The following is a 16,603-nucleotide window of genomic DNA, read 5'->3' on the forward strand; positions in this document are numbered from 1 at the left end:
TCACCACGGGTGCACCGTCCCGTCGGTCAGCCGGTTCACCGGCAGGTAGGCGGGCGCGTACGGGAAGCGGGCCGCCGCCGCCTCGTCGATGTCCACCCCGAGGCCGGGCGTCTCGGCGGGATGCAGGTAGCCGTCGGCGAAGTGGTAGCCGTGCGGGAAGACCTCGTCGGTGGCCTCGGTGTGCCGCATGTACTCCTGGAGGCCGAAGTTCGGGATGGCGAGGTCGAGGTGGAGCGCGGCGGCCATGCAGACCGGCGACAGGTCGGTGGCCCCGTGCGAGCCGCTGCGGACGTGGTGCAGCGCCGCGAGGTCGAAGATGCGACGCAGGTGGCTGAGCCCACCGGCGTGGACCACAGTGGCGCGGACGTAGTCGATGAGCTGCTCCCGGATGAGCTGCGCGGCGTCCCAGATGCTGGTGAAGACCTCACCGACGGCGATCGGGGTGGTGGTGTGCTGGCGGATCAGCCGGAAGCCCTCCGGCAGGTCCGCCGGGACCGGATCCTCCATCCAGGTCAGCGCGTACGGCTCCAGGCTGCGGCCGAGCCGCGCCGCCTCGATCGGGGTGAGCCGGTGGTGCACGTCGTGCAGCAGCCGGAGGGTGGGGCCGAACTCGTCACGGACCCGGGCGAACACGCTCGGCACGTGGGCCAGGTACGCCTCGGTGGACCAGGTGGTCTCGCTGGGCAGCGCGGCGTCGGCCGGCTCGTAGAACATCTTGTCGGTGCTGACGCCGTAGGTGCGGGGCAGGCCGGGCACCCCGCACTGCACGCGCACCGCGCGGTAGCCGAGGTCGACGTAGCGGGCGACCTCGGTCAGCACCTCGTCGACGGTCTCGCCGTTGGCGTGGCCGTACACGGTCACGCCGTCGCGGGACCGGCCGCCGAGCAACTGGTAGACCGGCAGCCCGGCGACCTTGCCCTTGATGTCCCAGAGCGCGGTGTCCACCGCCGCGATCGCGCTCATCGTGACCGGCCCGCGCCGCCAGTAGGAGCCCTGGTAGAGGTATTGCCAGGTGTCCTCGATCCGGGCCGGGTCGCGCCCGATCAGCAGCGGCACCACGTGGTCGCGCAGGTAGGACGCGACGGCCAGCTCCCGGCCGTTGAGGGTGGCGTCGCCGACCCCGGTGACGCCCTCGTCGGTGACCACCTTGAGGGTGACGAAGTTGCGGCCGGGGCAGGTCAGGATGACCCGAGCATCGACGATCCTCATCGCCAAGACATTAACAGACATGCATGGGTACGGAGGCGCGGCGTCAGCTGGTCGGCACCCAGGCCACCGCCTTCATGGTGGCCAGGGCGGTCGCCTTCAACCCGGCGTCGGAGACGGTCCACAGCACGCCGTCGACCACCAGCGACCGGCGGACCGGCGTCCACTCCCCGCCGTCGTCCAGCGGCGACGGATGCTCGATCGTGCCGGCCACCGTGAACCCGCCGTCGCCGACCCGCAGCGCCAGCATCCCGCTGCGCGGTGCGCCCCGGCGACCCTCCGCGCCGGCCCGGTCGGTCACCACGCCCGGCCGGTTCACCGGCAGCACCACCAGGCGCTCCGGCGCCCAGTAGAGGAACACGTGCGGGTCGGACTCCGCGTCGGACCAGCCCTGCGCGACGTGGTGCCGGGCGATCCGGGTCGGCCGGGCCGGGTCGGCGACGTCGAACAGCGACACCTGGGTGCCCAGGGCCCGCCCCCGGTCGGTCGCCTCCTGCCCGACCCCGAGCAGCCGACCGTCCCCGGCCGGATGCAGGTACGCCGAGTACCCGTTGATCTTCAGTTCGCCGGTCACCCGGGGCGCGGCCGGGTCCCGCAGGTCCACCGCGTACAGCGGGTCGGTCTGCCGGAACGTCACCGCGTAGCCGGTGGGGCCGAGGAACCGCACCGCGAAGATCCGCTCGCCCCGGCCCAGCCCGGTGACCTGGCCGACCCGGGTGAGCCTCGGGCCGTCGGGCCGCAGCACGTAGACGCCGGAGGCGGACCCGCCCCCGCGACCCCACCGGTCGCCGGTGGTGGTGGCCACCCGCAGGTGACCGTTCCACTCGGACAGCGCGTACTGGTTGATCAGCCAGCCCGGCACCGAGCCGGACGCGACGTGGCGCGGGGTGCCCGCCGTGAGGTCGAACTGGTAGATCTCGGTGCCGCCGTCCGCCCCGCCCGGCGACGCCACCGGCATCCGCCGGTGCTGGTCGTTGGTGAGATAGAGCCGGGAGCCGTTGCTGTAGACCGTGTCGCCGTCGGCCGCGACGGTCACCGGGTCGCCGGTGCCGAGCGTGGACGCGCCGAGATCGAAGCTGAGCACGGTCACCATCGCGGCGCCGGAGAAGCCGGCCGGCCGGCTCACCCGGTCGCAGTCCACCCGCCCGGCGACGGTGCGGCCGCCCGCGCGGACCTCGTACCGGGGCAGCCAGTCGTCGATCGTGGCCCGGTCGACGACGGCCCGGTTGGCGGCGGTCCGCTGCGCGTCGGTGCCCCGGGCCGGCGTGGGGAAGGCCAACCGGGGCGTGGAGCGGACCACCACCCGGGCGGTCGCGCCGACCTGCCGCGCGTCGACCATGCTGCCGTCGATCCGGTAGTCACCGAGGATCCGCGGCGCCCCGGCGAGGTCGACCAGGACCAGCCGGGCCTGGGGCGCGTCCGGGACGAGCCGCCCCTTCGGCGCGGCGGCCTTGGTCACCTGGCGGGCCGGGAGCAGCACGAGCGCCCGGTCGCCGTGCAGCAGCAGGCTGGTGTCGCCCCCGGCGAACCGCTCCCCGACCGTCGGGTCGATCGCCAGCCGGCCGGTCAGCCGGCGGCTCGCCGGATCCACCACTGACAGCACGCCCCGGGCCACCGTGACGATCCGCCGGCCGTCGGTCTTGACCAGGTCCGGCTCGTCCACGCCGGCCTCGTGCACGGTGGTGCCGGAGAAACCGGCAGTGGGCGCGCTCGCCGCGTCCTTCGGGGCGGCCGGTGCGCCGGCCCGTTCGGCGGCGGCAAACGGCACGGCGTCGCCGTCCGGTCCGACGCCCCACGGGCCGACCGTCGCCCGCGCGGCGGCCCGGAACTGCCGCAACGCCGCGTCGCAGGAGTCGAACGCGACCAACCGCAGCCCGCCGGCCGGCCCGCCCCGGTCCCGGGGCGGCGGCGCGGCCGGCGGTGCGGCGGTGCAGCCGGCGAGGGTCAGCGCGACGACTGTCGCCCATCCGACGGTTCGAGATCTGCCACCAGTCATGAGCCCTCAGACGCGGCCGTCCCGGACACGGTTCCCCGGTTCGTCGGCTCAGCCGCCGGCCATCGCGCCGAGCACGATGAACGGCTCCTTGCCGACGACCACCTCCTCGGGCAGCGGCGCGTCCGGCGGTTCGTGGGACAGGTCCAGCTCACAGGCGTAGAAGCGGACGAACGGACGGCGCGCGCCGCTGTGCCGGTCGCGGATCGTGCCCCGCAGCATCGGGTACGCGGTCTCCAGCGCGTCGAGCACCTCGCGCTGGGTGGGCGGCCCGGCCACCTCGACGCGTACCTCGCCGGTGACGTGCGCCAGGTTCTTCAGGTGAGCCGGCAGCACGACCCGGATCACGGCAGCACCTGCACCTCGACGGAGAGCACCGGCGGCAGGTCGCGCACGATCGGCGCCCAACTGTCGCCGGCGTCCGCCGAGTGGTAGACCTGCCCGCCGGTGGTGCCGAAGTAGATCCCGCACTCGTCGAGCGTGTCGACAGCCATCGCGTCGCGCAGCACGTTGACGTAGCAGTGCGACTGCGGCAGGCCCTCGGTCAGCGGCTCCCAGTGCTCGCCGCCGGTGCGGCTGCGGTAGACGCGCAGCCGGCCCTCCGGCGGGTAGTGCAGCGAGTCGCTGGTGATCGGCACCACGTAGATCGTCTCCGGCTCGTGCGCGTGCACCGCGATCGGGAAGCCGAAGTCCGACGGGAGGTTGCCGCTGACCTCGCGCCAGCTCCCGCCCGCGTCGTCGGTGCGCATGACGTCCCAGTGCTTCTGCATGAACAGCGTGTCGGGCCGGGACGGATGCTGGGCGAGGCGGTGCACGCAGTGGCCGGTCTCCGAATCCTGGTCCGGGATCTCCCCCGACCGCAGCCCCTTGTTGATCGGCAGCCAGCTCGCGCCGCCGTCGTCGCTGCGGAACGCCCCCGCCGCCGAGATCGCCACGTAGATCCGGTCGCGGTCGGCCGGGTCCAGGATGATCGTGTGCAGGCACATCCCGCCCGCGCCGGGCTGCCAGCCGGGACCGCTCGGGTGCTGGCGCAGCGCGGTCAGCTCGGACCACTTCTCGCCGCCGTCGGTGGAGACGTAGAGCGCGGCGTCCTCCGCGCCCGCGTACACCGTGTCGGGGTCGTGGCGGGACGGTTCGAGGTGCCACACCCGCTTGAACTCCCACGGCCGGGGCGTGCCGTCGAACCAGAGGTGCTCGCCGACGTCCCCGGCGTAGGCGAAGTCGTTTCCGACCGGGGCCCAGCTCCGGCCGCCGTCGTCCGAGCGCTGGATGAGCTGCCCGAACCAGCCGCTGGACTGGGACGCGTAGAGCCGGTCCGGATCGACCGGCGAGCCGGTCAGGTGGTAGATCTCCCAGCCGCCGAAGTGGGGACCGTCGACCGTCCAGTCGCGGCGCCGTTCGTCCGACGTCAACAGGAACGCGCCCTTGCGCGTGCCGACAAGTACTCGAATTGCGCTCATGTCCTCATCCTTTGTCCGCAGGTGCAGCGGGTATGACCACGGATCGCGCCGAGACTCATCGGTGGGTCGTCCTCCCGCCTACGACAATCGACGTCCGTACCGGCGGCGGCAAGGACGCCGCGCCGGCCGTCCGGTTGTCGGTGGGGGTCGTTAACCTGCGCGCATGACCGGCCCCGGAGACGTCCCACCCGACCACCTCGACCGCCTGCGGCCGGTCTGCCTCGGCCTCCCGGAGACCCACGAGGAGCCGGCCTGGGTGGGCGTGCGCTGGCGGATCCGCACCCGCACGTTCGCCCACGCCTACACCGTCGGCCCCGACCACCCGGCCGCAGCCGCCCGGGCCACGGCGACCGACGAGCCGCTCTGCGTGCTGACGTTCCGCTCCCCCGGCGACGAGATCGCCGGGCTGCTCGCCGCCGGCCCGCCGTTCTTCCCGCCGGGCTGGGGCGCCGACGTGGTCGGGATGGCGCTCGACGACGCGACGGACTGGGTCGAGGTCGCCGAGCTGCTCACCGAGAGCTACTGCATGCTGGCCCCGAAGAAACTGGCCGCCCGCGTCGACCGGCCGCCGGGCTGAGTCAGCCGAGCTTCTTGCGCAGCGTCTCGAACGCCAGGTCCGGGCGACGCGGCACGCCGAAGCGCTCGTCGCCGTACGGGAACGGGCTCAACTCGCCGGTACGGACGTAGCCGCGCCGCTCGTACCAGGCGATCAGGTCGGCACGCTGGACGATCACGGTCATCCGCAGCTCGCCGGCGTGCCAGCGCTCGCGGGCGAACCGCTCGGCCTCGGCCAGCAGCTCCCGACCCAGCCCGCCGCCCTGGTGACCGGGCGCGACCGCGAACATGCCGAAGTAGGCGTGGTCGTCGCGGCGCTCCACCTGGCAGCAGGCGATCGGCTCGCCGTCCCGCTCCGCCAGCAGCACCACGCCGGCCGGGCCGGTCACCGCAGCGGCCACCATCTCCGGGTCGGTGCGCTGCCCGTCGAGCAGGTCCGCCTCGTGGGTCCAACCCGCCCGGGCCCGGTCCCCCCGGTAGGCCGACTCGATCAGGTCGACCAGGGCGGCCACGTCGGCGGGCCCTGCGGTACGGGTGGTGGTGCTGGTCATCGTGCTCTCCACGGTCGTCGCGGCGTACCCCGCCAGCGTACGCAGGCGGATGCGCGACGCACCCGGCGGCACGGGACGGCCGGGGCCGGCGCGGCGTGGTTGACTGCCCGGCATGGAGACGACCGTCGGCGCGTCGGCCCGGCCGGCGACGCTCGACCTGCCGGCCGGCCCGGTCCGGGGTGGGCTGGTAGTGCTGCACGGTTCGCACGCCGACCAGCGGTCCTACTTCCTCTACCAGCACCTCGCCCGGCTGCTGCCGCCGGCCGGCGTGGCGGTGCTGCGCTACGACCGCCGGCCCCGCGTCGACGGCCACGACGTGCCGCTGGCCGACCAGGCCGAGGACGCCGCCGCCGCGCTGGCCGCGCTGCGCCGGCACGTCGGCCCCGCGCCGGTCGGGCTGTGGGGGTTCAGCCAGGGCGCCTGGGCGGCGGCGGTCACCGCCGCCGCGCACCCAGTCGACTTCCTGATCCTGGTCGGATGCAGCGGGGTCAGCCCGGCCGTGCAGATGCGCTACGGCACCGCCGAGCAGCTACGCCGACACGGCTACGGGCCGGCCGACGTGGCCGAGCTGGTCCGGCTGCGCGAGGTCGCCGAGGGATTCCTGCGCGGCGACGTCCCCCGGCCGACGGCGCAGGCGGAGCTGGCAGCCGCGGTGGGTCGACCCTGGTTCCCGCTGGCGTTCCTGCCCCGCGAGCTGCCGGAGCGGCCGGGCACCTGGGCCGACATGGACTTCGACCCGGCGCCGGTGTTCGCCCGGCTGGCCGGCCCGGTGCTGCTCTGCTACGGCGAGACCGACGGCTGGGTGCCGATCGAGGAGAGCATCGAGGTGTGGCGACGGGTGGCCCGCGACGCCGACCTGACCGTGACCCGGCTGCCCGGCTGCGACCACGCGCCCACCCTCGACGGGCGCGACGAGCTGGCCGCCGTCAGCCCGCGCTACGAGGCCGCGCTGCTCGACTGGCTCCCCTCGCGCGTGCGCTGAAACCGCGTCGCCGCCGACCCGCGTCGCGGCTACGCTGCGGGCCATGACCGCCGAGCTGCCCCCGTACGAGTTCGCCTTTCCCGGCCCGCTGCGTGACCAGTTGGTCGCCGCCGTGCTGGACGGCACGAAGACCAGCACCACCGGGCTGCTCCAGGACAACGAGATCGAGGGCGAGCCGCTGCCGGCCGTCGGCAGTCGGTTCGCGGTGATCGACTCCGCCGGCCGACCGGTGGCCGTGATCGAGCTGGTCGAGGTCCGCGTGGCCCGGCTCGGCGACGTGGACCTCGACCACGCCCGGGACGAGGGCGAGGGGTACGCGTCGGTCGCCGCCTGGCGCGCCGGCCATGAGGACTACTGGCACGGCGAGGACTACCGGGGATGGCTCGGCGACCCGGCGTTCACGGTCGACGACGACACCCCGGCCGTGCTGGAGCGCTTCCGCCTCGTCGAGACGCTGTGACGGCACGCGCGATTCGCTCCGGGTGAGTTATCGTCGCGCCGGCGCCACTCAGTCGAGCCACCACGCCTGCATGTCCGCCCCGACCGGCGTGAAGCGCAGCACGGTCACCATGGCACCGGCCACCACGCCGGCCAGCAGCAGTGCCCGCAGCCCGCGCGGCAGCGACCGCCGGTCCCGGGCCAGCAGCACCACGCCGTAGCCGGCCAACAGCGGGCTGGCCAACCCGGCGGGATAGAGCAGCGCGGTGAGGCCGTAGAGCCACATGAACGGGTTCCAGCCGTGCATGCCGAACGGCACCAGATCCTTCGGGTCGTACGCGCCGGTGCGCAGCTCGGCCGGGCCGGCGTCGGCCGACACCATCCGGCCCAGCCAGAGCGCGGCGACGGCGAGGAACGCGACCACCAGCGCCACCTGCGCCACCGCGACGGTGCGTGCCAGCGGAGGACGGTCGGGCAGGGCATCGACGGACATGGCGGCAGTCTAATCCGTGATCTTCAGAAATCCATGAAACCGGATCTCCATCAGTGCGCTTGGCCGTTCTTGAGGTCGTCCACAAATGCCCCAACAAACAGTGCGGCCCGGGGTGGAGGTGACACTCCCGCTTCCTGGGCCTTGACCGGAAGGACCCGGCACCCAAGAGCAACCTACCGAACTCCGGCCATCCGCCTTGGCGCCTGCGTGACCCGGACTGCGCCGGGGTTGACGGCTTGCACGTGTCCCGTCTTTCTGCACGGCCGTCCGAGGCGACGAGGTGATCCAGGTCGGGGTCGGCCTTTCGCGAATGGACATCGGTCCAACCCTGCCATTCGGCCTGTTGCTGGAACTTTTCGCGGCTCCGACGTCGAACACTGGCCGCTCGACCTGGCGCAGTCGTGTGCTCTGACCCACCTGCATCAGCAACTGATGCGCCAACTCGATCCAGACTGGGTCCGCGCGGCTCGAGGACGCGCCGGTTCGGCGGCAGGCCAAGCTGCCACGGTCGACATCCACAAGCTTTCGCATGGACCAGGTATTCGGCGCGTGCGATCACTGCCGGACCAACGGATGCGCCGATCCGGCAGTGGTCGTACGTCTGCTTCGCCTTAAACAGGTTTTGCGGACCGTCGTTCGCTCATGTCGGCGGCGCATGCGACAACTGCGCATCGCCATGACCGTGGAGCGGCACCACTGCGAGACGAAAAGTCAGCTGTTCTTTATGGGCATTTTTTTACCGCGGAAATTCCGGATAGGCTGCTGCGCGCTTTTCCATGTCATCCCATTGCTGAGCGACAAGGGTGAGTTCGGCCGCTTCGGTGCGTTCAAACTCCGACGCGGCCGGAGCTACTGCTTCGAGTGCAGCGTCGTATGCCGGTTTCCGGCATACAGTATCCAGGCGTGCCGCTTCTCTCTCCAAGGCCACGGCGGAGGACCACTTCGCGTCGGCGGCATGATTCGGCTTGGGCGGCTGGGCGCTACCTATGCGAGCCTGTATCAATGCGATTAGATCGTCGTGTTTGTCGACCTTGAAATTACCCTTCGCCATGCAGTCCGGGTATTGCTTGCCAGCTGCCTTGACAGGTTCGTTCTTCGATGCAGCTGTCAGCATCTGATTGAACTTCTCGGTCAGTGGGTAGTAAGCCGGTGGAAAGTTGACCTCAGGTGTATCGCGGGGTATGCAGCCAGTAAGGGCCGTCTCGAACTTGTCCTTTTCTGCCTGACTCAAACTACGGTAGTTCGCGCTCGGACCTGCGTCCTCCTGCGGGCCAACGATCTCGGCCGTGTCCGTCACGCCGATCCGCTCTTCTCCCAGTGGCGCGAGCCACTGTCCAGTGCCGATGCCCATGTGAATGACGGACCGTCCCCGGTACGGGTCCGTGAACCGCGGAGGCTCGTAGGTGAAATTGGCCTTCGCCATACAGTCACGAATGGGATCCTGATACGCGTGATACTGCAAAACCTCGCCCGCAGTACGCTGCCTCGGTGTTCCACCAATCCGCTGCGACAAGCGGTCGAGCTGATCAACCACCGCAGCCCGGTCTCCGATTGGTGATGAGGTTGGACGAGCGCAGCCAGCCAGGGCGCTCATCAGCGTCACGCCCGTAAGCGAATAGGCCAACACAGCCCGACTTAGGGGCGTCATCTTCCGCAACGTCATCTCCTCAACAGCTCGCACTCGTGGCAGAGCCACCAGCCCAGTAGTCCACCGCACCCGCTGTCCGCTTCCAGTACCGTATCGTGCAGTTGCTGTGGGTCATCGAGACGTTAATGCTTGCAATTGATATCGAGGAGCCTGGGGCATTTATCAGGTACGAGGTGGAAGTGGTGGCGTTATCCGGGCCGTAGGCGCCGCCAGCCTTCTGCATACCTGCCACAGAGTTACCTTCGGTGACAACGTCTCCATACATCGAGTAATTGCTGACACACGTCCGCGCGCCGCGACCGTCGTAGTGGCTAGAGCCCTCCGGCGTGGTCCAATCGAACCAAGAGTCGAGGCAGTAGCCAGCAGGCAGTGTCGCACTGACGATTGCGCTTACATACATCTTCCGGGTAGAGGAGTTCCAATACTGCTCTGCTTGCCGGTGACTCGTGTAAACGTTCTCGGTGTAGTTCCCAGAGTCGGCATACGACACTCCAGGGCACATCGCCACTGCCAGCATCGTGCCAAAAGCTGCGGCACCTCCGGTGCGCAGAGCAGTCCGCATCGAACCTCCCCTTGACTTAGTTTCGCGACTCTATATCAGAGGTAGCGGCGGCGCAACCCGTCGATGAGCACCTATTTACTTCCGGTTCGATTGGCTAGCGCTGGCATTAGCCTCGATCATTCGCGCTCCAGGGCGGTTGCAAGTTCCGGGGTCGTGCGGCTGGTCGGGTAGTGACCGGTTGGGGCGTATAGCAGGGCAGGCACGAGCTTCGTGATCATTGTGGTGTCTAACCTCGATCGTTCGCGGGGTTGACGTGTTGGTGTGACCCGCCCGGTTCCATCGTTGTAGGTCGATGCTGATGGTGGGTGGGTATGGCGAGGGGCCGTCTGTCGCGGCGGTGGGCGTGGTCTCCTGGGTTCCTCCGGTCGGTGGGGCGGCGGTTGTGGTGTCAGCCGGGGTCGGGGATGGCCGTGATCCGGTTGAACGCGGCGGTGATCTGGTCGGCCCAGGGCCAGGTCGTGGGGATGCGTAGCCGTCGGCGGCGTTGGCCGTGGACCAGACGCGCGGCGACCGCGGTCAGGGCGCACCAGGCTTGGTTGATTGCGAACACCCGTGACGGGAGTCGGCCGAGGCCGGCTTGTTTCGCGCAGCGGATCCGGTCCTCGGCGCGGGCGTGGGCGCGGTGCCGCGCTTCGAGCCACTGCAGGGCCCCGACCTGGGTGTTCGTGACGAACGCGGTGTAACGCCACCCGTCTACGGTTTCGAACAGGGTCAGTTGCGCTCCGGGGTGCGGTCGTTCGCGGCGCACGATGACGCGCATCCCGTCGGGCCACCCGCCCAGGTTGAGCAGGCCGGTCAGCTCGGCGACCATCGCACCGTCGCGGACCCCGCCGTCGGCGTTCAGCGCGGGTGTCCACCCGGTGTCGGGCAGGGCGGTGATCGCGGCGTGGTCGTCGCCGTCGACGCGCCACCCGATCGAGTACTGCATCCGGCGCCGTGGGCTGTTCTTGGCGGTGAGCCAGTCCAGGAACACGTGGGTGGCGCCGGCTCCGTCGGCGCGTACGAGCACGTCACGGCGGTGTGGGGCCGGGATCTGCGCCAGGGCGTCGGTCAACACCTCGACATGATCCGTGGCGGTGTTCGACCCGGCGTTGCCGGGACGCAGCTTGACCGTGAGGAGCTCGTTGGTGTTGTCACACGTGACGAGTAGCGGGTGGAACCCGAACGTGCGCTTGTAGGTCGGTGTCGCGTTCTCCTTCTCCGAGTGCGCGAGTAGCAGCGACGCGTCAACGTCGATGACGACCGTGCCTTCACCGATCTCACGCCCGGCGGCCTTCGCCGGCGGGACCCGATCCAACTGCGACCAGACATGGACCCGCGCTCGTGCCCGGGCCGTGGCGATACGACGCAACTGGGCGGGGCCGACCTCGTCCAGGGCCCGCCAGGAAGTGGCCTGCGACGCGACCTGCCCGAACACCTCGCCCTGCCGGCGCAGGGTTTCGACGTCGCTGATCGCCTCACCGCCGTCGGCGATCATCACGGCCAGGTCGGTCAACACCCGACCCCGGTCACGGCCCGGGACGAATCCGCGCCGGGCTACCGCCTGCGCCAACCCACCGGTCAGCCCGCTGCGGTCGGCGAGCATCCGCAACAACACCGCGCCGACGTGTGACACCACGCCGTGGCCGGCGGCCTCGACGGTCAAACCTGTGGACCACTGGGTACTCTGCACCTACGAAGTGCCTTCCACGCGGGGACAACTGGGCGACTCGACACCGCACAGTTTCCCTTACGTGGCAGGCACTTCGCCAATTTCCGGCCGGTCCACAGACCCCCAAAATCACGACCGCCGTGAAAGGCCGAGGTTAGCAGCTGATCTTGCGGCCCAGGGGTCGATGCGGCAGCCCTTGATCGAGGGTGCGAGGCTCCAAGCAGGACATCTGTCGACCAAGACCAGCCGCACCCTGAACCACCTCGCCGAACGCATCCGCTGCCACCGCAAGCAGCGCCGATCCTCAGACTGCTCGCCTTCCGGGTGAAGTCCCGGGGGTGTCCGCGCCGCGGAGCGTCCACCCTGGCCGTCCACCCGCCCGTGGAGCGCACCGGCGACCGGCCGGCGACTGCTCGACAGGTCGAGGAGCTCGGTCGACAAGGTCGAACGCGGCCTACGCACGCTGGACCGCTACTCGGTGATCCAGGAGATCGCCGAGGCGCCCCGCCTGGACCCGGGGGTCCTGCTCGGCCCTCACCGGCCACCCTCGGCAGCGGAAACCCGGCTGGACGGGGTCGAGGCGGTACGCGCCACCCTCGACCCCTATCACCGCCGTTCCCGGTGCCGGCGGACCAGGCCGCGCCGCACGTCGCCCACGCCTGGTTCACCTACCAGCATGCCCACTACGCCCAAATTGTGCGTGTCCTGCCCACCCTGCTCGATGCCGCCCACGGCCGTCGCGACCTGCTGGTGCCCACCTACCGGATCACCGCTGCGGTGCTGGTCAAGCTCGGCGAACCCGACCTCGCCTGGCTCGCCGCGGACCGCGCCGTCACCACCGCCGGCGACCCCGCCCACGCCGCCACCGCCACCATCGCCGTGAGCCAGGCCCTGCGTGCGCTGGGTCGCCACCGCCTCGCGCTCACCGCCGCCCGCGCCGCCGCCGACGCCACGACCGACGACGCGGTACGCGGAACGCTGCTGCTCCACGCCGGCCTCGCCGCCGCCGGCTGCGGCGACCGCCGGCACGCCGACGACCTGACCGACCGCGCCGCCGTACTCGCCGACCGCTGCGCCACCGACGACGACCGGCACCACACCGCGTTCGGCCCCACCACCGTCCTGCTGGCCCGCTTCCTGACCGCCCTCGAACTCGGCGAGAGCACCGAAGCGGTCACCCGGCACGGGAGCGCGATCCGCGCCGACGGATGGTCCCGGCTGCCGGTCGAGCATCGCGCCGCCCACCTCGTCGACGCCGCGCGCGCCCACCTCGGCACCGGCGACCTCACCGCTGCCGCCCGGGTGCTGGTCGAGGCCGATCGGATCGCTCCCGCCGAGGTCCGCTGCCGGCCGGTCGCGCGTACCCTCGTCGCCGAGATCGCCCGGTGCGACCCGGCGGCGGCCGACGTCGCCCGGATCGCGGCCATGATCGGTCTCACCCGCTGACCCGGACCGGTGGAATTGAGGGGCGAATTCAGGGGTTGTTTCGTCGAACCCCCTGAGCGAATGCGCATTCCTTGCCGGGCCGACAATTCCGCGGCTACTTTTCTCGACGTTGCGCTCACGCACCGCCGCGAAGGAGAGCACCCGTGGACCTCACCCTGACCTTTGACAACGCGTACGCGGCACACGCCGCGGTCGTCATGTCGACAGTCGCCGAGTCGAACCCGGGCGAGAAGCTCCGGTACTGGCTGGTCGCCGCCGACGACGTGCCGGCGAGCGCCCGGACCACGCTCACCCGCATCGCCGGGCCGAACGCCACTGTGGAGTTCCTCCGGGTGGACGCCGCGCAGGTGAACCTGTCCAAGGGCAGCGACCCGCTGATGGCCTACCTGTCACCGGCGATGTACCTGCGGCTGCTGGTCCCGGCGGCGCTGCCGGACGACGTGCGCCGGGTGCTCTACCTGGACTGCGACACGATGTGCCTGAACAGCCTGAAGCCGCTGTTCGAGGTGGACATGGGCGGGGTGCCGCTCGGCGGGGTGCGGGACCCGTTCAACCGCCGGCTGCTGGACATGGGCGGCATCCCCGGCCTGGCCGGCTACGACCACCTCGACCCGCACGCGCTCTACTTCAACTCCGGCGTGCTGCTGATCGACGTGCCGCGCTGGAAGGAGTGCGAGGTGACCGAGGTGTCGCTGGCCTACCTGCGCCGGCACGCGCACGAGTCCCGCTACCCGGACCAGGACGCGCTCAACTTCGCGGTGCACGCGAACTGGCTGCGGCTGCCGTGGCGGTGGAACGACCTGATGGCCTGGCGGCGGGAGCCGGAGTTCGGCGGCAAGCTCACCGACTCGTCGATCATCCACACCGCCGGCCCGGTCAAGCCGTGGCAGCCCGGCTTCCCGCGGGGCGCCCGGCGCGACCTCTACTGGCAGCACCGGCGGCGCAGCGGCGGCGGCCTCGGTTCGACGCTGCGCCGCTGACCCTCACGGGCACGACGAACGGCCCCGCCCATCGGGCGGGGCCGTTCGCCCGTCGTCGGGTACCTAGGAGCCGGGCACCGCCCAGCGCAGGCCGGCCGGGTCCCGGAACACCACCCCCACCGGTGGGCCGCCGCCGGTGGGTTCGAGCGTCGCGCCGGCCGCCAGCGCCCGCTGCACGAGCAGGTGCGGATCGGCCGGTGCGAGCGGCAGCGGGCCACCCGGACCGCCCGGGTCACCCGGGCGGTCGGACCACTCGCTCACCGTCAGCCGGTGGCCGTCGACCACCAGTTCGGCGTGCAGGACGCGGCCGTCCAGCAGACACTCCCGCTGCACCGGCACGGCCTCGAAGACCGCCGCGTAGAACGCGGTCACCGTGGCCACGTCGGTCACCGTCAGGTGCGCACCGTTGCGCGGATCCCCGACGCCCATCGCCTTACCGCCTCTCGTTCACTCCGCGATACGGGTACGGCCGGTCCAGCGGAAGACCGCCGGTGCGCCGTCGACGACGCCGGCCGGATCCCGCTCGAAGTGCTCGTAGCCCCCGTAGTGCCGTACCTTGATCTTGGATTCCACCGGGGACACCCGGTGGCTGCGCAGCTCGACCGGCAACGTCGCCGGCCCGCCCTCCAGCACCGCCTCGACGATGCCGGCGGCGTCCGTGCCTATCTGGTGGGCCGTCAGCGGCCAAGCGGTCCGGTCGTCACCGTTGACGAAGGACGTCGCCGTCCGGACGGCCGGGGCGGGATCGGAAGAAGCTGTCATGGCACGACCTCCGTCGTTCGTCGTTCCGCCTCGCCGTGCGCGCGCCTACCGATGCCGCGCGCAAGCGCCGGGGCACTCGCCCGCCGGTTCCGCCGAGACGGAACCGAGGGGCGATCTCCCGTGCGAATCGAACGTAATCCAGCTCACACTTCCGAAGTACCCTTAGCCGCCCCCTAGCGGCGGCGCCCCGGGCCCTACTCCCAGCGGAACAGGCGGGTGGCGAGCAGGCAGCCCAGGACGGCGGTGCCGGCCAGCACGAGCAGCTGCGACACGGCCGGGGTCTGCCCCGCCCATGCGGCGGAGATGGTGTCCACGGTGGCACCCAACGGCGAGTATTCCCCGACGCGGGCCAGCACGGTGGGCATCTGGTCGCGGGGCAGCCAGGCCCCGGCCAGGAACAGCAGCGGGAAGAACAGCGTCGGCCCGATGGACTGCGCCGCCCGCGCCGACGGGGCGAGCGCGGCGATCAGCAGGCCGATCGCGAACAGGCAGGCCACCCCGAGCAGGAAGGCCAGCACGAAACCGGGCACGTTGGCCGGCGCCGGCTGGTCCAGCAGGAAGCGTACGCCGACCGCGGTGACCACCGCACCGGCCACGCCCATGGCCAGGTTGACCACCACCTGCGCGATGAGCAGCAACGCCGGGCTGACCGGGGTGGTGGCCAACCGGCGCAGCACCTTGCGTTCCCGGTAGATGCCCAGCGCCATGGGCAGCGTGAAGAGCGCCAGCATCCCGATGGTCAGGGAGAGCGCGATGGACGGCAGGAACGTCAGCTCGCCGTGCTGCCCTCCGGTGGCCTCCGGGCGCGCGCCGCGCTGCGGCAGGCCGAACACCAGCATCAGGCCGAGCGGCAGCGCGAAGACGAAGAACAGCGAGACCGGCTCCCGCAGGAACAGCTTGGCCTCGACGGCGACGAGCTTGGACAGGGCGTTCACGATGACCTTCCGTCGAGCGCCGGCGGGGTGGCCGGGTGGCCGGTGAGCGAGACGAACGCGTCGTCCAGGGTGGGCTGGTCGACCCGGAGGCCGGTGTAGCGGATCTTCCGCTCGGTCAGCGCCGACAGCACCGCCTGGAGCACCTCCTCACCGCCGGTGACGGTGACCTCGTCGCCGTTGCGGCGGACGGAGCTGACCTCGGGCAGCGCGGACAGCAGGGCGTCGTCGAGGTGGTCGAGCGGGCGGAAGTGCACCCGGTGCTCCGCGTCCACCCGGGACATCAGCCCGGCCGGCGTGTCGATGGCGACCACCCGACCGGCGTCGATGAGCGCGAGCCGGTCGCAGAGCCGCTCGGCCTCGGCCATGAAGTGGGTGACCAGCACGACCGTCACGCCCCGGTCGCGGATCCGCTCGACCAGGTCCCAGGTGTCGCGCCGGCCCTTCGGGTCCAGCCCGGTGGTCAGCTCGTCGAGGATCGCGATCTCGGGGCGGCCGACCAGCGCCAGCGCCACCGAGAGGCGCTGCTTCTGGCCGCCGGAGAGCTTGTGGAACGCGGTGTTGCGCTGCTCGGCCAGCCCGAGGTCGGCCAGCAGCTCGTCGATGTCGGCGCGGTTGCGGTAGAAGGACCGGTAGAGGTCCAGCGCCTCACGCACCCGCAGCTTGTCGGGGAGCTGGCTCTCCTGGAGCTGGGCGCCGACCCGCTGGCGCACCTCGGTGCGGTCGCGGATCGGGTCCAGGCCGAGCACGCGGACGGTGCCGCCGTCGGCGCGACGCAGGCCCTGCACGCACTCCACGGTGGTGGTCTTGCCGGCGCCGTTGCGGCCGAGCACCCCGAAGATCTCGCCCTGCTCCACCGTGAACGAGACGTCGTCGACCGCCACCTTGTCGCCGTACCTCTTGTGCAGGTGCTCGACTTCGATGACCGGCATCTGGCGGGATCC

At 71.4% G+C, this 16,603-nt stretch carries 17 protein-coding genes; 5 read left to right on the forward strand and 12 right to left on the reverse strand.

The genetic code is table 11. From position 1 onward, the window contains the following. Genes manD through ACH495_RS19265 form a run of 4 tightly spaced genes read right to left on the reverse strand, consistent with a single transcriptional unit; the run spans window position 1 to window position 4,659 of the window. On the reverse strand, window positions 1-1,209 hold the full coding sequence (gene manD, locus ACH495_RS19250) for a D-mannonate dehydratase ManD (RefSeq protein ID WP_396859095.1): 1,209 nt from the start codon (window positions 1,207-1,209) through the stop codon (window positions 1-3). A gap of 43 nt (window positions 1,210-1,252) precedes the next feature. Then, complete coding sequence (locus tag ACH495_RS19255; protein WP_396859096.1) at window positions 1,253-3,202, reverse strand: beta-propeller domain-containing protein; 1,950 nt, start codon at window positions 3,200-3,202, stop codon at window positions 1,253-1,255. A gap of 48 nt (window positions 3,203-3,250) precedes the next feature. Further along, entirely contained in the window at window positions 3,251-3,547 is a 297-nt protein-coding gene (locus tag ACH495_RS19260; protein WP_396859097.1) for a MoaD/ThiS family protein, read from the reverse strand. Continuing rightward, window positions 3,544-4,659: a WD40/YVTN/BNR-like repeat-containing protein gene (locus ACH495_RS19265; RefSeq protein ID WP_396859098.1), complete on the reverse strand. Its 1,116-nt coding sequence runs from the start codon at window positions 4,657-4,659 to the stop codon at window positions 3,544-3,546. The genes ACH495_RS19260 and ACH495_RS19265 overlap by 4 nt, the downstream gene beginning before the upstream one ends. Window positions 4,660-4,822: 163 nt before the next feature. On the opposite strand from ACH495_RS19265, the gene ACH495_RS19270 reads away from it, so the two are divergent. Next, window positions 4,823-5,236, forward strand: coding sequence for an MmcQ/YjbR family DNA-binding protein (locus ACH495_RS19270; RefSeq protein WP_396859099.1), 414 nt, complete (start codon window positions 4,823-4,825; stop codon window positions 5,234-5,236). Between the two features lies 1 nt (window position 5,237). Here the strand turns inward: ACH495_RS19270 and ACH495_RS19275 are convergent, their stop codons facing one another. Further along, a complete protein-coding gene (locus tag ACH495_RS19275; protein ID WP_396859100.1) occupies window positions 5,238-5,765 on the reverse strand; it encodes a GNAT family N-acetyltransferase in 528 nt (175 codons plus the stop codon). A gap of 112 nt (window positions 5,766-5,877) precedes the next feature. Here ACH495_RS19275 and ACH495_RS19280 point away from each other — a divergent pair, with 112 nt between their 5' ends. Further along, window positions 5,878-6,747 carry an alpha/beta hydrolase family protein gene (locus tag ACH495_RS19280; RefSeq protein WP_396859101.1) on the forward strand — a complete coding sequence of 290 codons (870 nt, stop codon included), beginning with the start codon at window positions 5,878-5,880 and terminating at the stop codon, window positions 6,745-6,747. Between the two features lie 43 nt (window positions 6,748-6,790). Continuing rightward, window positions 6,791-7,207, forward strand: coding sequence for an ASCH domain-containing protein (locus tag ACH495_RS19285; protein WP_396859102.1), 417 nt, complete (start codon window positions 6,791-6,793; stop codon window positions 7,205-7,207). Window positions 7,208-7,255: 48 nt separating this feature from the next. On the opposite strand, the gene ACH495_RS19290 is transcribed toward ACH495_RS19285, so the two are convergent. The 3 genes from ACH495_RS19290 to ACH495_RS19300 all read right to left on the reverse strand — a co-directional run bounded on the left by ACH495_RS19290 (window position 7,256) and on the right by ACH495_RS19300 (window position 11,560). After that, entirely contained in the window at window positions 7,256-7,678 is a 423-nt protein-coding gene (locus ACH495_RS19290; RefSeq protein WP_396859103.1) for a hypothetical protein, read from the reverse strand. A gap of 736 nt (window positions 7,679-8,414) precedes the next feature. Then, window positions 8,415-9,281, reverse strand: a complete 867-nt coding sequence (locus tag ACH495_RS19295) for a hypothetical protein (protein WP_396859104.1) — start codon at window positions 9,279-9,281, stop codon at window positions 8,415-8,417. Between the two features lie 995 nt (window positions 9,282-10,276). Then, the gene (locus tag ACH495_RS19300) at window positions 10,277-11,560 is read right to left on the reverse strand and encodes an IS1380 family transposase (protein ID WP_396859105.1); all 1,284 of its coding nucleotides are present in this window, start codon (window positions 11,558-11,560) and stop codon (window positions 10,277-10,279) included. 600 nt (window positions 11,561-12,160) lie between these two features. On the opposite strand from ACH495_RS19300, the gene ACH495_RS19305 reads away from it, so the two are divergent. Next, window positions 12,161-12,985: an XRE family transcriptional regulator gene (locus ACH495_RS19305; protein ID WP_396859106.1), complete on the forward strand. Its 825-nt coding sequence runs from the start codon at window positions 12,161-12,163 to the stop codon at window positions 12,983-12,985. Window positions 12,986-13,128: 143 nt separating this feature from the next. Next, a complete protein-coding gene (locus ACH495_RS19310) occupies window positions 13,129-13,965 on the forward strand; it encodes a glycosyltransferase family 8 protein (protein ID WP_396859107.1) in 837 nt (278 codons plus the stop codon). 63 nt (window positions 13,966-14,028) lie between these two features. Here the strand turns inward: ACH495_RS19310 and ACH495_RS19315 are convergent, their stop codons facing one another. From ACH495_RS19315 to ACH495_RS19330, 4 genes are all read right to left on the reverse strand, one after another. Continuing rightward, window positions 14,029-14,394, reverse strand: coding sequence for a VOC family protein (locus tag ACH495_RS19315; protein ID WP_396859108.1), 366 nt, complete (start codon window positions 14,392-14,394; stop codon window positions 14,029-14,031). An 18-nt stretch (window positions 14,395-14,412) separates the two neighbouring features. Further along, the gene (locus tag ACH495_RS19320) at window positions 14,413-14,727 is read right to left on the reverse strand and encodes a DUF5988 family protein (protein WP_396859109.1); all 315 of its coding nucleotides are present in this window, start codon (window positions 14,725-14,727) and stop codon (window positions 14,413-14,415) included. A gap of 194 nt (window positions 14,728-14,921) precedes the next feature. Continuing rightward, complete coding sequence (locus ACH495_RS19325; RefSeq protein WP_396859110.1) at window positions 14,922-15,662, reverse strand: ABC transporter permease; 741 nt, start codon at window positions 15,660-15,662, stop codon at window positions 14,922-14,924. Then, a complete protein-coding gene (locus ACH495_RS19330) occupies window positions 15,659-16,591 on the reverse strand; it encodes an ATP-binding cassette domain-containing protein (protein ID WP_396859111.1) in 933 nt (310 codons plus the stop codon). Before ACH495_RS19330 ends, ACH495_RS19325 begins: the two co-directional genes overlap by 4 nt. Between the last annotated feature and the right edge of the window lie 12 nt (window positions 16,592-16,603).

The organism is Micromonospora sp. NPDC018662, from assembly GCF_044391475.1.
Taxonomy (GTDB): domain Bacteria; phylum Actinomycetota; class Actinomycetes; order Mycobacteriales; family Micromonosporaceae; genus Micromonospora.

What these genes read in the sequence shown, in the direction of transcription:
- ACH495_RS19315 (WP_396859108.1), bottom strand. Translation starts at nt 14,394, where the DNA reads ATGGGCGTCGGGGATCCGCGCAACGGTGCGCACCTGACGGTGACCGAC.
- ACH495_RS19255 (WP_396859096.1), bottom strand. Translation starts at nt 3,202, where the DNA reads ATGACTGGTGGCAGATCTCGAACCGTCGGATGGGCGACAGTCGTCGCG.
- ACH495_RS19280 (WP_396859101.1), top strand. Translation starts at nt 5,878, where the DNA reads ATGGAGACGACCGTCGGCGCGTCGGCCCGGCCGGCGACGCTCGACCTG.
- ACH495_RS19320 (WP_396859109.1), bottom strand. Translation starts at nt 14,727, where the DNA reads ATGACAGCTTCTTCCGATCCCGCCCCGGCCGTCCGGACGGCGACGTCC.
- manD (WP_396859095.1), bottom strand. Translation starts at nt 1,209, where the DNA reads ATGAGGATCGTCGATGCTCGGGTCATCCTGACCTGCCCCGGCCGCAAC.
- ACH495_RS19285 (WP_396859102.1), top strand. Translation starts at nt 6,791, where the DNA reads ATGACCGCCGAGCTGCCCCCGTACGAGTTCGCCTTTCCCGGCCCGCTG.
- ACH495_RS19270 (WP_396859099.1), top strand. Translation starts at nt 4,823, where the DNA reads ATGACCGGCCCCGGAGACGTCCCACCCGACCACCTCGACCGCCTGCGG.
- ACH495_RS19330 (WP_396859111.1), bottom strand. Translation starts at nt 16,591, where the DNA reads ATGCCGGTCATCGAAGTCGAGCACCTGCACAAGAGGTACGGCGACAAG.
- ACH495_RS19265 (WP_396859098.1), bottom strand. Translation starts at nt 4,659, where the DNA reads ATGAGCGCAATTCGAGTACTTGTCGGCACGCGCAAGGGCGCGTTCCTG.
- ACH495_RS19290 (WP_396859103.1), bottom strand. Translation starts at nt 7,678, where the DNA reads ATGTCCGTCGATGCCCTGCCCGACCGTCCTCCGCTGGCACGCACCGTC.
- ACH495_RS19275 (WP_396859100.1), bottom strand. Translation starts at nt 5,765, where the DNA reads ATGACCAGCACCACCACCCGTACCGCAGGGCCCGCCGACGTGGCCGCC.